The following is a 12,923-nucleotide window of genomic DNA, read 5'->3' as shown; positions in this document are numbered from 1 at the left end:
CTATGCTTGAAGCCTTGGCGGGCTTCAAGCCGCGGCGTAGGACACGCCGCCCGAACTCCGGCCGCTGCCTTGCAGCGGCCTTTGCATTTTCAAGAATTCAAGAGTGGAGAGCCGAATGGTTCCCGTAATCGCCCTGGTGGGCCGCCCGAACGTCGGCAAATCCACCATGTTCAACCGCCTGACCAAGACCCGCGATGCCATCGTCGGTGACCTGTCGGGCCTGACCCGTGACCGCCAGTATGGTGATGCCACCTGGCAGGGTCGTTCCTTCATCCTGATCGACACCGGCGGTATCACCGGTGACGAAGTGGGCATGGACGAGAAAATGGCCGAGCAGTCGCTCATGGCCATCGAAGAAGCCGACTATGTACTGTTCCTGGTCGATGCCCGCGCCGGCATGACCGCCGCCGACCAGATGATCGCCGAGCACCTGCGCAAGCGGAACAAGGAAGCGATCCTGGTTGCCAACAAGATCGACAACATCGACGCCGACGTCGCCCGCGCCGAGTTCTCGCCGCTGGGCATGGGCAACGCCATCCCGGTGGCCGGCTCCCAGGGCCGTGGCATCAACGCGCTGATGGAGGCCGTGCTCGGCCACCTGCCGCGCGACCAGGTCGAGGAAGCGCTGGACGCCGAAGTCGCCGAAGGCGAAGAAGCGGTGCGCATCCCGGGCCCGAGCGAAAAGGATGGCATCAAGATCGCCATCATCGGTCGCCCCAACGTCGGCAAGTCGACCCTGGTCAACCGCATGCTCGGCGAAGAGCGTGTGGTGGTGTACGACCAGCCGGGCACCACCCGCGACAGTATCTACATCCCGTTCGAGCGCGATGACGAGAAGTACACCTTCATCGACACCGCTGGCGTGCGCAAGCGCGGCAAGATCCACGAGGAAGTCGAGAAGTTCTCGGTGGTGAAGACGCTGCAGGCGATCAAGGACGCCAACGTGGTGATCTTCGTCATGGACGCCCGCGAAGGTGTGGTGGACCACGACCTGAACCTGCTGGGCTTCGCCCTGGAAGCCGGCCGCGCCATCGTCATCGCCCTGAACAAGTGGGACGGCATGGAGCCGGGCGAGCGCGATTACGTGAAGACCGAGCTGGAGCGCCGGTTGTTCTTCGTCGATTTTGCCGACATCCACTTCATCTCCGCCCTGCACGGCACCGGCGTGGGCCACCTGTACAAGTCGGTACAGGCCGCGTTCAAGTCGGCGGTCACCCGCTGGCCGACCAGCCGCCTGACGCAGATCCTCGAAGATGCCGTGAGCGAGCACCAGCCACCGCTGGTCAACGGCCGCCGCATCAAGCTGCGCTATGCCCACCTCGGCGGTGCCAACCCGCCGCTGATCGTGATCCACGGCAACCAGACCGACAAGATTCCGAAGTCGTACTCGCGTTACCTGGAGAACACCTACCGCCGCGTCCTCAAGCTGGTCGGTACGCCGATCCGCATCGAGTACAAGGGCGGTGAGAACCCGTACGAGGGCAAGAAGAACACCCTCACCGACCGCCAGGTCAACAAGAAGCGCCGCCTGATGTCGCACCACAAGAAGGCCGAGAAGAAGCGCCGCGACAAGCGCTGATTCCGCGTCAGCTTCTTCGCGGGTAAACCCGCTCCCACAGGTCCCACACAGTTTTCGAATGCTGTGCAGTACCTGTGGGAGCGGGTTTACCCGCGAACAGGCCCTTTGATCCAGCGCAAATCCCCCTATTGTTTCAACCTTTTTCCTGACCGCTCGATCCGCTATGCTCGGACTCCACCCCGTGCCGGATACACCCCAGGAAAGAGGGCTCCATGATTCGCAGCAAACTGCCGAATGTCGGCACGACCATCTTTACCACCATGTCCCAGCTCGCCGTGCAGACGGGCGCGCTCAACCTGTCGCAAGGTTTCCCCGACTTCAACGGCCCGCAGGCGCTGCTCGATGCAGTCGGCCGGCATGTAGCCGCCGGGCATAACCAGTATTCGCCGATGACCGGCCTGCCGGCCCTGCGCCAGCAGGTGGCGGCCAAGGTCGCGCGGCTGTATGGCGCACAGGTGGATGCCGATCAGGAAGTGACCATTACACCAGGCGCCACCGAGGCGATCTTCTGTGCCATTCAGGCAGTGGTACAGGCTGGCGATGAAGTGATTGTCTTCGACCCTTGTTACGACAGCTACGAGCCGTCCGTGGAACTGGCCGGTGGCCGCTGCGTGCATGTACAGCTGAGCGACGGCGATTTCCGCATCGACTGGCAGAAGTTCAGCGATGCCCTCAGCCCGCGTACGCGCATGGTCATCCTCAATTCGCCACACAACCCCAGCGGCGCGCTGATTACCCGAGAAGACCTCGACCAGTTGGCCCGGTTTATCGCTGATCGCGATATCTACCTGGTCAGCGACGAGGTCTACGAGCACCTGGTGTATGACGGTGTGCGCCATGCCAGCGTGCTGGCCCACGAGCAGCTGTACCCGCGTGCCTTCGTGGTCAGCTCGTTCGGCAAGACTTACCACGTTACCGGCTGGAAGACCGGCTACGTGATTGCCCCGCCGGCGCTGAGCGCCGAGCTGCGCAAGGTGCACCAGTACGTGAACTTCTGCGGCGTGACCCCGCTGCAGTGCGCCTTGGCCGATTTCATGGCCGAGCACCCCGAGCATATCGATGAACTGCCGGCCTTCTACCAGGCCAAGCGTGACCTGTTCTGCGGCTTGCTGGAGAGCTCGCGGTTCCGTTTCACCCGCACGGCGGGTACCTATTTCCAGCTGGTGGACTATTCGCAGATCCGCCCGGACCTGAACGATGTCGACATGTCGCTGTGGCTGACCCGTGAGCACGGCGTGGCGACCATCCCGGTGTCGGTGTTCTACCAGCAACCCATCCCCGAGCAACGCCTGGTCCGCCTGTGCTTTGCCAAACGAGAGGAGACGCTGCGTCAGGCAGCGGAAAGACTATGCGCGATCTGAGCACACTGCCGAACCTGAAAGTCGCCCTGGTGCAGACCACCCTGGCCTGGCACGACCGCGAGGCCAACCATGCGCACTTCGAAGTGCTGCTGGAGCAGGTGGGCGAAGTGGACCTGGTGATTTTGCCGGAAATGTTCACCACCGGCTTCTCGATGCAGTCCGAGAGCCTGGCCGAGCCGGAGAATGGCCCGACCTACAAATGGCTGAAGGCCCAGGCGAAGAAGTACGACACGGTAATTACCGGCAGCGTGATCATCCAGGCCGCCGATGGCAGCCACCGCAACCGCCTGCTGTGGGCGCGGCCGGATGGCGAAGTCCTGCACTACGACAAGCGCCACCTGTTCCGCATGGCCGGCGAGCACAAGCATTACACACCGGGCGAGCGCCAGGTGCAGTTCGAGCTCAAGGGCTGGCGGATTCGTCCGTTGATCTGCTACGACCTGCGCTTCCCGGTGTGGAGCCGCGATGCCCAGGACACCGACCTGTTGCTGTACACCGCCAACTGGCCGGCTGCGCGCCGCCAGCACTGGAACCGGCTGTTGCCGGCGCGGGGTATCGAGAACCTGTGCTATGTGGCGGCGGTGAACCGGGTGGGCACCGATGGCAAGGGCTTTGCCTATTCCGGCGACAGCCAGGTGCTGGACTTCCAGGGCGAGAGCCTGCTCAGCGCCGGGGAGGCCGACGGGGTGTTTACCGCGGTGTTGAGCGCGGCGGAGCTGGCGGCCTACCGGGCCAAGTTCCCGGCCAACCTGGATGCCGATACCTTCGAGCTGCACTGACAGCCTGTACCGGCCACTTCGCGGGTAAACCCGCTCCCACAGGTACCGCACAGTATTCAAAATCTGTGAGGACCCTGTGGGAGCGGGCAGGCCCGCGAAGAGGCCAGCACTGGCTACATCAATGCAAGATCAGTATACATCCCGCCGATACCGCCCATCCTCGATAAGCTGCTGCACAGTGGCCTCCCCGAGGATACCGTTGAGCGCCGCATCCACTCCCGCCGCCATCCCTTGCAGGCTGCCACAGACATACACACAGGCGCCATCCGCGACCCAGCGCTTGAACTCTTCAGCCTGCTGCAGCAACACATCCTGCACATACACCTTCTCCGCCTGGTCCCGCGAAAATGCCAGGTCCAGACGTGCCAGGTCGCCGCTGTCCAGCCAGCCTTGCAGCTCGCTGCCACACAGCAGGTCATGGGCGCGGTTACGCTCGCCGAACAGCAGCCAGTTGCGCTGCTCGCCCGCATTCACCCGCGCACGGAGGAGGCTGCGCAGGCCGGCCAGGCCGGTGCCGTTGCCGATCAACACCAGTGGTGCAGCCGTTTCCGGCAGGTGGAAGCTGCTGTTGCGCCGCAAGCGCAGGCTCAGCGTACCGTTCAGCGGCAGGTATTCGGTCAGCCAGCCGGAACCCAGGCCCAGGTTGCCATCGGCGTGGCGTTCCTGGCGCACGATCAGCTCCAGTACGCCATCGCTGGCGATCGAGGCGATCGAGTACTCGCGGCTGCCGATCGGCACCAATGCATCGACCAGCGCTTGCGGCTGCAAGCCGATCAGGTGATCGCGACGGGTCGGCAACTGGCGGCCAGCCAGGGCCTGGGCGAGGGTTTCGCCCAGGCCATTCACCTGCACCTTGGCCCCGGCGTCCAGCGCCATGCCATCGAGGAAGGCCTCGATCCTTGGCTGGCCGTTGAGCGGCAGGATCTCCACCAGGTCACCGGCTTCCCAGCTGGCGGGCGCTTGCGGTCGCAGGCCGAGCAGGTACACCGGCTGGCCCTGGCTGCCCGGGTTGAGCAGTTCACGGCGCACCAGTGACCAGTTGCCGAAACTCGGCGGCTGCCAGGCGGCCACCGGCTGGGCGCCGGTCAGTTGCGCCAGTTCCTGCTGCCACTGCTGCAGCGCGGCCTGGTCGGCGTTGTCCACTTCCACCGGGCTGAACGCGCTGCTGGCACCGCGCTCACCCAGCCATGCCTGCAAGCGGCGGGCGAAGCCGCAGAAGTGCGGGTACTGGCGGTCACCGAGGGCGAGCAGGGCATAGTTGAGGTTGTTCAGCGCCCAGGGCTGGCCGAGCACCTTGCGCTCGAAGGCGCGGGCGCTGTCGGGGGCTTCGCCGTCGCCGAAGGTGCTGACCACGAACAGCGCACGGCGGGCCTGGCGCAGGTCGTCTTCACCCAGTTCGGCCAGGGCGCGCACCTGCACCGGCAGGCCGGCCGCCTGCAACTGGCCGGCGCTCTGCCAGGCCAGTTGTTCGGCAAGGCCACTCTGGCTGGCAAAGCCGATCAGCCAGCTGTCGCCACTGGCCGTGTTGCTGGTGACGTTGCCACGGGCGGCGCGTACCTGACGCTTCTTGCGGCGGCGGTCGAGGTACAGCAGCCAGCCGGTGACGAAGAACAGCGGCATGGTCAGGCTGGCGATGGTGACGATGATGCGCCCCGGCAGGCCGAAGTATTCGCCCACGTGCAGGGCGTAGACGCTCTGCAGCAGCTGGGCCTTGAAGGATTTGTCGGTGTAGCGGTCATGTTTTTTCACCTGACCGCTGGCCGGGTCCAGCACCAGGGTGTTGAAGGCACGCGGGTGGTCGGCGTCGTCCAGCAGGTAGAACAGGTTGGCCGGTTGGCCACCTACCGGTGGCAGGCGCAGGTTGTACATGGCCAGGCCCGGGCCGGCGGCGTCCTTGAGGTTGGCCCAGATCGCGTCGTAGTCGACCACCAGCGGCGGGGCGTTCTTGTCGATTTTCTGCGGCCCGTGGCGGCCACGGCCTTCGCCGCGCTTTTGTTGCTGGCCGGCGGCCGGTGCGTCGGCCAGCAGCTTGTTCAGGCCTTCGCGGTACCACTCGTAGGACCAGAACAGCCCGGTCAGGGCGAACAACAGGTAGAACAGCAGGCACCAGGTGCCGGCCACCGCGTGCAGGTTCCAGTTGAAGGCGCGGCCTTTCCTGGCCCAGTCGAAGGTCAGCCAGGTGCGCCAGTCCAGCGCCTTGCGCGGCCAGCGCAGGTACAGGCCGGAGAGGCAGAAGAACACCAGCATCAAGGTGCAGGCACCGGTGATCTGCCGGCCGCTGTCGCCCATGGCCAGGAAGCGGTGCAGGTTGAGCATGAGGTTGAAGAAGCCTTGCCCGGCCACTTCTCCCTTGAGTTCGCCAGTGTACGGGTCGGCGTAGCGCAGCGGGCCACGGCGCTCGCCTGGTGGCGGGGTGAAGGAGACGCGTGCGGCGTTGCCTTCGCGTACATCGACCCACAGCATCGCCACCTTGTCGTGCTGCTGGGCCTCGACTCGCTGGACCAGTTCGGCCGGGGGCAGCACGCCCTCCGGGCGCACCTGGACCTTCAGGACATCGGCATTCAGCGCGCGCAGCAGTTCTTCCTGAAACGAGTACAAGGCCCCGGTGATACCCATCAAGGCCAGCACCAGGCCAGCGGTGATGCCAAAGAACCAGTGCAATTGGAACAGCGTCTTCTTCACCACATGATCACCTTGTGTTTCTGCCGCACACTGCGCGGCGTGCATTATGCCTTGATACGCAAAAGCCCCGCTCACGGGAATGAACGGGGCGGGGGGAGCGGGTTGTTTGTTACCTGTGCCGGCCTCTTCGCGGGTGAACCCGCTCCCACAGAGATATCACTGGATCTGAGGCCAGTGGAGTACCTGTGGGAGCGGGTTCACCCGCGAAAGGGCCGGCACAGGCGCAGCCCATTCAACAGATCAACCCCATCCTGGCATCAGAAGTGGACGCTGGTGGTCAACAGAGCCGTCCGCCCGGCTGCCTGGTTGGCGAAGTGGGTGGAGAAGGCCTTGTCGTAGTACACCTCGTTGGTCAGGTTCTGCACGTTCAGCTGCAGGTCGATGTTCTTGGTCAGCTTGTAGGCAGCCATGGCGTCATAGCGCACGTAGCTGTCGACCATTGTGGTATTGGCTACGTTGCCATACACGTCATCGACGTAGAACGCACCGCCACCGATGGTCAGCTTCGGCGTAACGGAGTACGTGGTCCACAGGCTGGCGCTGTTGTTCGGCGTGTTTGGCAGCTGATTGCCGTCGTTAGCCTTGTTCAGCGGGCCGCCGTCGATCTGACGTGCCTGAAGGTAGGTATAGCCGGCGAATACCTGCCACTTGTCGGTGAGCTTGCCGCTGGCCGACAGCTCGATGCCCTGTACACGAGTTTCGCCGACGTTCTCGTAGGTGGTGGTGTCCACCTGAACGCGGGCATTTTCCTTCTCTGTGCGGAAGATCGCTGCTGCCAGTGACAGGCGTTCGTCCAGCAAGTCCCACTTGGTACCTACTTCGTAGTTGGTGGTCTCTTCCGGCTCCAGGTCGCTGCCCAAGATATTGCCGCTGCGGTCAGTGGTGCCTGGCAGAGTGTTGGTTTCGGTACCCTCACCGAGCATGGCGCCTGGCGGGGTCGCGGACGTGGCGTAGGAAACATAGATGCTGCCGTTTTCGGCAGGCTTCCAGACCAGACCCAGCTGGCCTGTGAAGAATTCACTCTTGTCGCGACCTTTGGTAGGTACGCCGTTCTTGTTCACGACGGTTGCGCCGCTGGCGTCGTAGGTACGGAACTTGGTATCGAAATGGTCGTAACGCAGGCCCATGTTCAGCAGCCACTGGGGCGTGAGCTCCAGTGTATCGAAAGCATAGATCGCACGTGTCTTGCCGCTGGTTTTGGTACCGGCGTAGTTGCGCGAGACCGTGCCGTCCCAAGCGTCATCCGGGTTCGGGTCGCTCAGCGAGGTGCAGCTACCGCCGTTGCCAGGCCCAGTGCAGCTGAGTTTGCTGTTTGGCGTGACGGTGTAACTCTGGCGGTCGGACTCTTCCTTGGTGAACTCGATACCGGTGGAGAAATTGTTCTTGAAGCCGCCGACGAAGAACTCGCCGAACAGGTCGGTCTGGTTGGTTGTGGTGGCGGTGTTGCCAACACGGGTGTTGGCGCGACGCCAGACCCCATTGTTGTTGACGTTGCCAACACTGTCGTCAGGCTGGGTCAGGATGTAGTCCTGCATGCTGTTGCCGTGACGCAGGGTGTTTTTGATGGTCAGCGAGTCCGTCAGGTCGTGCTCGATGCCAATGGTTGCGATGTCAACGCGGGTCTTGCGGAAATCGCGACCGGTCAGGCCATAGAAGTTGTCGCTGTCGCCGCCGTCAGTCGGCTTGCTCGGGTGCGCCGAAGTGCGTGCAGTGTTGCCACCGGTCGGGATGGTGTACGGGATGCCAGAATCCGGAAGGTCGTCGCTTTCCAGATGGTAGTAGTCGAGGTTCACGCGGGTCGGGGTACCCAGGCCGAAGGCCAGCGATGGGGCGATACCCCAACGGTCGTAGTTGACCTTGTCGCGGCCGGCGACGTTGCTTTCGTGGGTCATCAGGTTCAGGCGGCCGGCAACGGTATCGCTGAACTGGTAGTTACCATCGAAGGTGTAGCGCTGGGTCTGGTCGCTGCCCCAAGTCCAGGCGCCATCGAGCGAGTTGCCCAGGTGTGCACGTTTGCTCACCAGGTTGATGGTGCCGCCGGCGGCACCACGGCCACCGATGGCCGAGTTCGGGCCCTTGGCTACTTCTACCGATTCGATGGCGAAGATTTCGCGGGTTTGTGCACCAGTGTCGCGTACGCCGTCCAGGTAGGTGTCGCCCTGGGCGTCGAAGCCGCGGATGAACGGGCGGTCGCCTTGCGGGTTGCCGCCTTCGCCGGCACCAAAGGTGATCCCTGGCACGGTGCGCAGGGCGTCCTGCAGGGTCAGGGCGCTGGTGTCCTTGATCACTTGCTGCGGGATCACGGTGATCGAGCGTGGGGTGTCTACCAGCGGCGCGGTGTACTTCTGCGAGGAGGCCTTGTCGACCTTGTAATCGGTGCTGGCTTGTTCAGCCTTGCCGTTGACGCTGGTGGCGTCGAGGGTGATCGCGCTGCTGGCGGCCGGGTCGGCGGCGTAGGCCGACGAGGCGCTGAGGGCGACGCCGATGGCGGACACGATCAGGCGTGGTGAACTCACTGCAGATGGTACGTACTGGCGCATTGCTTAGGACCTTCCCCAAGGTGTTAAGGCCGCGGATCTTAATGTAAGCGATTGTGACTCACAATTGAGAGTCGTTACCATTCGTGAAGAATTTACAATCTTTACAATTTCCCTTTACGGTTTCATCAAGCTGAAACGTCTTAAGCGGCGAATGGGGGTTGTGAAGCGCAAAAGGGAATCAATATCATTGGCGCCTTTAAATTTTCCAACGGTGCTGCCGCCATGCTGCTTCACATCCCCGGCCTGTTCGATACCGATGAGCTGGCCCGTATCCGCGAGGCGCTGGAGCAGGCCGACTGGGCCGACGGCAAGATCACGGCCGGCTACCAGTCGGCCAAGGCCAAGCACAACCTGCAGCTGCCGGAAGGACACCCGCTGGCCAAGGAGATCGGCAGTGCGCTGATCGACCGCTTGTGGCAGAACCCGCGCTTCATGTCCGCAGCCTTGCCGCACAAGGTGTTCCCGCCGTTGATCAACTGCTACCGCGAAGGTGGCAATTTCGGCTTCCACATCGACAACGCCCTGCGCCAGCCCAAGGGCAGCCCGGAGCGGGTGCGTACCGACCTGTCCTCCACGCTGTTCCTCAGCGATCCGGACAGCTACGACGGCGGCGAGCTGGTGATCCAGGACACCTATGGCGTGCAGCAGGTCAAACTGGCCGCCGGTGACCTGGTGCTGTACCCCGGCACCAGCCTGCACAAGGTCAACCCGGTGACCCGTGGCCAGCGTTACGCCGCGTTCTTCTGGACCCAGAGCCTGGTGCGCGAGGACAGCCAGCGGGCGTTGCTGTTCGAGATGGACAATGCCATCCAGCAACTGACTGCCGATGTGCCGGACCATCCATCACTGCTACAGCTGACCGGCACCTACCACAACCTGCTGCGCCGCTGGGCCGAGGTCTGAACCGTGTCCTATCAGTTGCGGCGTGAGGAAGTGATGGATGTGGCCCGTTTGCAGGCCATGCTGGAAGAAAGCCCCGGCAAGGCTGCCCAGGCGATTCTGGCGGCGGCCGGGCAGGGTGCGGTCGAGGCACAGTTGCTGCTGGGGCAGATCCTGCTCGACGGGCGCGGCATTCAGGCGGATGCCGCCGTGGCCAGGCGCTGGTTCGGCATTGCCGCACAGGGCGGCAGTGCCATGGCGCACAACATGCTGGGGCGTTGCCTGGAGCATGGCTGGGGCGGTGAGCCAAGCCCGGCGCAGGCGGCCGTTCACTATGCGCGTGCGGCCGATGCCGGGCTGGACTGGGGGCTGTACAACCTGGGCAACCTGCTGGCCACCGGGCGCGGCGTACCGGCCAACCAGGCGCAGGCGCTGATGTGCTACGAGAAAGCGGCGCACATGGGGCATGCCAAGTCGATGAACCTGTACGGGCGTTACCTGGAGCAAGGCATCGCCACGGCGCCCAACCCGACACGGGCGGTGCGCTGGTATCGGCGTTCGGCCGAGGCGGGGGACTTTCGCGGCATGTTCAGCCTGGGGCTGGTGCTGGTCGAGCGTGGGCAGGTGGCGGAAGCCGGGCCTTGGCTGGAGCGGGCGCGGGTCGAGGGGAACATGAATTTCCTGCGCAGTGCGCTGGTGAGCTTGCAGGGGGCGGGGCCGGTATTGATGGCCTTTGCGGCGCGGTATGCCGAGGAGATCGAGCGGCGCGAAGCCTGATGTCGCCTGTGCTGGCCCTATCGCCGGCAAGCCAGCTCCCACAGGGTCTGGACAAGGCTTGAGGCTGCGCTGTACCTGTGGGAGCGGGCGTGCCCGCGAAGAGGCCGGTACAGCAAAGCACAAATGAAAACGGGGCCTTGCGGCCCCGTTGTGCATTACAGGTAGTAAGCCTTCAGCGGCGGGAAGCCGTTGAATTCCACTGCGCTGTAGCTGGTGGTGTAGGCACCGGTCGACAGCCAGTACAGGCGGTCGCCGATGGCCAGGTTCAGCGGCAGGCCGTACTTGTAGTTTTCGTACATGATGTCGGCGCTGTCGCAGGTCGGGCCGGCGATGACCACTTCTTCGGCCTCGCCTTTCTTCTCGGTCCAGATCGGGAACTTGATGGCTTCGTCCATGGTTTCGATCAGGCCGGAGAACTTGCCCACGTCGGTGTAGATCCAGCGCTCGACAGCGGTGCGCGACTTGCGTGCAACCAGTACCACTTCGCTGACCAGGATACCGGCGTTGGCAATCAGCGAACGGCCCGGCTCGAGGATGATTTCCGGCAGGTCGTCACCGAAGTCTTCCTTCAGGAAGCGGATGATCTCTTCGGCGTAGGTTTCCAGGCTGTTGGTCCGGGTGATGTAGTTGGCCGGGAAGCCGCCACCCATGTTGATCAGCTTCAGCTCGATGCCGTCTTCTTCCTTCAGGCGCTCGAAGATCACCTTGACCTTGGCGATGGCGGCGTCCCATACGCTGATGTCGCGCTGCTGCGAGCCAACATGGAAGGAAATGCCGTAAGGCACCAGGCCCAGGTCGCGGGCGAGGATCAGCAGGTCCATGGCCATGTCGGTCTGGCAGCCGAATTTGCGCGACAGCGGCCAGTCGGCAGTGGTCGAGCCTTCGGTGAGGATACGCACGTACACTTTCGAGCCCGGCGCGGCCTTGGCGATGTTGCGCAGGTCGGCTTCCGAGTCGGTGGCATACAGGCGCACGCCCTTCTCGTAGAAGTAGCGGATGTCCTTGGACTTCTTGATGGTGTTGCCGTAGCTGATGCGGTCGGCGGTTACACCGCGGCCCAGCACCTTGTCCAGCTCGTAGATCGAGGCGATGTCGAAGCTCGAACCTTTTTCCTTGAGCAGGTCGATGATCTCGACGGCCGGGTTGGCCTTGACCGCGTAGTACACCTTGGCGAATTCGAAACCAGCACGCAGGTCGTCATAGGCCTGGCTGATCATCTGGGTATCGATGAGTACGAACGGGGTTTCCTGCTTGTCGGCGAACGCCTTCATTTTCTGGAAGGTGTCACGCGCGAAATAGTCTTCGACCTGGATCGACATGCTCAGGGACTCCATGGGCAAACTGAAAGATTAAGTGGCTGCAAACTGAACGTCCTCCGTATCCCCACTTTGGTTCGCCTACTCAGTACTTGAGCCGGATGGATCGTTTCCAGCATGGACGTTCGGCGCGCACTTTAGGGCGTGAAGAATGCAGAATCAACAGGCAATCCGGGCGTGATCGACGTGGATCGACGACCAGCCATTTGAATAACCGACTCCTGTGACCGGTTGATGTTCCCCAGCGTGTTTCAAGCGTAAAAAATAGTGGAATGGACCGCGTTGGCCCCTTCGCGGGCACGCCCGCTCCCACAGGCATCTCGCCACTCCTGTGGGAGCGGGCGTGCCCGCGAAGGGGCCTCAGGTGTTCATATTTATGGCCACATTTCCCTGGCACTGCCGTCCATGAAAAAGACAATAAATTTTTTGTTACCGACTGGCGGAATTGCCGGTTTTGATGAGAAACATTACTATTCGCACCCTTGTCCGCCTCCCTGATGACCCCGACCGTGTCCGGACCCAAAGGCTTCCTCGACCACTACCACGAGCTGATCGGCACCTGGACGCGCAAGTTGCGCAGTCGACCGCAGGCCGAGGACCTCACCCACGATGCCTTTGTCCGGGTACTGGAAAACCCGCGCGAGCAGGTTGAGCAGCCTCGCGCCTACCTGCACCAGACCGCGCGCAACATTGCCGTGGACGGTTTCCGTCGCGAGGACCGCCGCCAGGCCCTGGAGCTGGAAGCCTTCGATGAAGGCGTGGCCGGTAATGGCGACCCCGAGGCCTACGTGCATGCGCTGGAGCTGGCCGACAGGGTCGAGCGGGCGCTGGCCGAACTGCCGCTCAATTGCCGGCAGGTGTTCATCTGGCAGAAGCTCGAAGGCCTGACCCAGGCCGAGATCGCCGAGCGCATGGGGTTGAGCAAGAACATGGTCGAAAAGTATATGATCCGCACGCTCCGGCATCTGCGTGAGCACCTGGATGTGTCGGCATGATGAGTCAGGAGACCT

General features: G+C 63.3%; 9 protein-coding genes. 6 read left to right on the top strand and 3 right to left on the bottom strand.

The genetic code is table 11. The annotated features are described in order from the left end of the window. The first annotated feature begins 115 nt into the window (after positions 1–115). From der to J5M71_RS18525, 3 genes are all read left to right on the top strand, one after another. Positions 116–1,579, top strand: a complete 1,464-nt coding sequence (gene der, locus J5M71_RS18535) for a ribosome biogenesis GTPase Der (protein WP_013971029.1) — start codon at positions 116–118, stop codon at positions 1,577–1,579. A 212-nt stretch (positions 1,580–1,791) separates the two neighbouring features. Continuing rightward, positions 1,792–2,940 (top strand): pyridoxal phosphate-dependent aminotransferase, encoded by a 1,149-nt coding sequence (locus J5M71_RS18530; protein ID WP_207834764.1) that lies wholly within the window; start codon positions 1,792–1,794, stop codon positions 2,938–2,940. Further along, a complete protein-coding gene (locus J5M71_RS18525) occupies positions 2,928–3,719 on the top strand; it encodes an amidohydrolase (protein ID WP_207834762.1) in 792 nt (263 codons plus the stop codon). Before J5M71_RS18530 ends, J5M71_RS18525 begins: the two co-directional genes overlap by 13 nt. 129 nt (positions 3,720–3,848) lie before the next feature. On the opposite strand, the gene J5M71_RS18520 is transcribed toward J5M71_RS18525, so the two are convergent. Continuing rightward, positions 3,849–6,404 (bottom strand): sulfite reductase flavoprotein subunit alpha, encoded by a 2,556-nt coding sequence (locus tag J5M71_RS18520; protein ID WP_207834760.1) that lies wholly within the window; start codon positions 6,402–6,404, stop codon positions 3,849–3,851. A 254-nt stretch (positions 6,405–6,658) separates the two neighbouring features. Then, positions 6,659–8,941, bottom strand: coding sequence for a TonB-dependent siderophore receptor (locus J5M71_RS18515; protein WP_207834758.1), 2,283 nt, complete (start codon positions 8,939–8,941; stop codon positions 6,659–6,661). A 222-nt stretch (positions 8,942–9,163) separates the two neighbouring features. Here J5M71_RS18515 and J5M71_RS18510 point away from each other — a divergent pair, with 222 nt between their 5' ends. Continuing rightward, positions 9,164–9,844 carry a Fe2+-dependent dioxygenase gene (locus tag J5M71_RS18510; RefSeq protein WP_063911325.1) on the top strand — a complete coding sequence of 227 codons (681 nt, stop codon included), beginning with the start codon at positions 9,164–9,166 and terminating at the stop codon, positions 9,842–9,844. Positions 9,845–9,847: 3 nt separating this feature from the next. Continuing rightward, the gene (locus J5M71_RS18505) at positions 9,848–10,597 is read left to right on the top strand and encodes a tetratricopeptide repeat protein (RefSeq protein ID WP_207834756.1); all 750 of its coding nucleotides are present in this window, start codon (positions 9,848–9,850) and stop codon (positions 10,595–10,597) included. A gap of 155 nt (positions 10,598–10,752) precedes the next feature. Here the strand turns inward: J5M71_RS18505 and J5M71_RS18500 are convergent, their stop codons facing one another. After that, positions 10,753–11,916, bottom strand: a complete 1,164-nt coding sequence (locus tag J5M71_RS18500; protein WP_054901082.1) for a type III PLP-dependent enzyme — start codon at positions 11,914–11,916, stop codon at positions 10,753–10,755. Positions 11,917–12,410: 494 nt separating this feature from the next. Here J5M71_RS18500 and J5M71_RS18495 point away from each other — a divergent pair, with 494 nt between their 5' ends. Next, positions 12,411–12,908: a sigma-70 family RNA polymerase sigma factor gene (locus J5M71_RS18495; protein WP_144170653.1), complete on the top strand. Its 498-nt coding sequence runs from the start codon at positions 12,411–12,413 to the stop codon at positions 12,906–12,908. Positions 12,909–12,923 lie beyond the last annotated feature (15 nt).

The organism is Pseudomonas sp. 43(2021), assembly GCF_017490805.1.
In the GTDB taxonomy this organism is placed as follows: Bacteria; Pseudomonadota; Gammaproteobacteria; order Pseudomonadales; family Pseudomonadaceae; genus Aquipseudomonas.
Note: the sequence above shows the minus strand (reverse complement) of the source record. Positions and strands in the feature narration are given on the sequence as shown.

Coding starts and splice junctions, on each gene's coding strand:
- der (WP_013971029.1), top strand. CDS start 116: ATGGTTCCCGTAATCGCCCTGGTGGGCCGCCCGAACGTCGGCAAATCC.
- J5M71_RS18530 (WP_207834764.1), top strand. CDS start 1,792: ATGATTCGCAGCAAACTGCCGAATGTCGGCACGACCATCTTTACCACC.
- J5M71_RS18525 (WP_207834762.1), top strand. CDS start 2,928: ATGCGCGATCTGAGCACACTGCCGAACCTGAAAGTCGCCCTGGTGCAG.
- J5M71_RS18515 (WP_207834758.1), bottom strand. CDS start 8,941: ATGCGCCAGTACGTACCATCTGCAGTGAGTTCACCACGCCTGATCGTG.
- J5M71_RS18510 (WP_063911325.1), top strand. CDS start 9,164: ATGCTGCTTCACATCCCCGGCCTGTTCGATACCGATGAGCTGGCCCGT.
- J5M71_RS18500 (WP_054901082.1), bottom strand. CDS start 11,916: ATGTCGATCCAGGTCGAAGACTATTTCGCGCGTGACACCTTCCAGAAA.
- J5M71_RS18495 (WP_144170653.1), top strand. CDS start 12,411: ATGACCCCGACCGTGTCCGGACCCAAAGGCTTCCTCGACCACTACCAC.